General features: G+C 62.8%; 1 protein-coding gene. It reads right to left on the reverse strand.

Translation table 11 applies throughout. From position 1 onward, the window contains the following. Positions 1 to 149: 149 nt before the first annotated feature. Entirely contained in the window at positions 150 to 686 is a 537-nt protein-coding gene (locus tag DXK21_RS16410; protein WP_162790729.1) for a nucleotidyltransferase domain-containing protein, read from the reverse strand. Between the last annotated feature and the right edge of the window lie 465 nt (positions 687 to 1,151).

Genomic DNA, 1,151 nt, shown 5'->3' on the forward strand with positions numbered 1-1,151 from the left:
AAAAACCCCCGCAGTTTTGGCTGCGGGGGTTTTTGTGATGCTTGGGTGCGGGAGCCCGCACCAGCCAGCGCAGTATTGTGGGAACCCTGGATATTCCCGCCTAACCATGAGTGGGAGAGAATGCTGATCCCTGCGGATAAGGGCACCCTTCAGGGCCTTGGCCGCGCTCGGAATCCAGTCCTCGTATGGGCCTGGGTTTCCGCCAGCGCCACGTCGAGCGCCAGGGGCTGCGGCTCCACGAAGGCGGGCGCGTCCGGCGCCGACAGCAGCTCCACCCCGTCCGCCATGATGTCCATGAAGAAGTAGCGGCCCCGCGTCAGGGCGTCGTCCACCTCGGCCTGGCTATGGACGATGAAGTTGACCGGCGTGCGCAGCTGCTCGCCCGATGACAGCTCCGCCAGCAGCCGCTTCTCGGCGGCGCCCCAGAATTCCAGCACGTCGGCGTGCTTCTCGTCCGCCACCACGACCAGAAGGTCATAGTCGCTGAAGTAGCGGCCGACCGGATCCTCGACCCAGTCGCCCCTGGCGTAGCTGCCGTAGAGGATGATGCGGAGGATCTGACCGTTCTTCAGGTGCTTGGCCCAGCGGGTCGAACGCTCCTCGTCGAAGCCCGCCGTCAGCACCTCCACCACGAACGCCAGTTCAGCGTGCTTACCGGCCGGGAGATGATCGAGGTTGCGGGGCATACGTCCGGTCTGACGGCGGCCGCGGGCTTTGGCAACCCGCCGCTCCTCGTGCGCCCCTCGCTTGGTTTCCCGCCTGATGACCATGCCGGATTCTCACCGATCCGACCGCTACGGACAAGGTTCAGAAGGCGCCGTTACGGCTCAAAAAATCCGCAAGTCGGCGCAAGTCGTGAGAATCGCCAGAACACGTTGCGCAGCAACGGGTTAGCGAACCTCTTTTATCTTGCCATACTAATCGTAGGCTTCCTGGGTGGTGTATTCTTGGCATGATAACACTACTCCGTTCTGCGCAAAATACGCACGTTTCTATGCTGGTGCTCGACAGCGCTGCGTGACGGTCCATGCAATACTACGAGCTCGGCACAGGGGTCGGCTCAGGCTGGTCTCAGAGGGATCTGGGGACGGCCAAGTGAACCGCGCCGGGTTTGCCGGAGGCTGATTTTGGTTAGTTACGCGGCCATGGGT

This window comes from Brevundimonas bullata, from assembly GCF_003350205.1.
Classification (GTDB): Bacteria; Pseudomonadota; Alphaproteobacteria; order Caulobacterales; family Caulobacteraceae; genus Brevundimonas; species Brevundimonas bullata.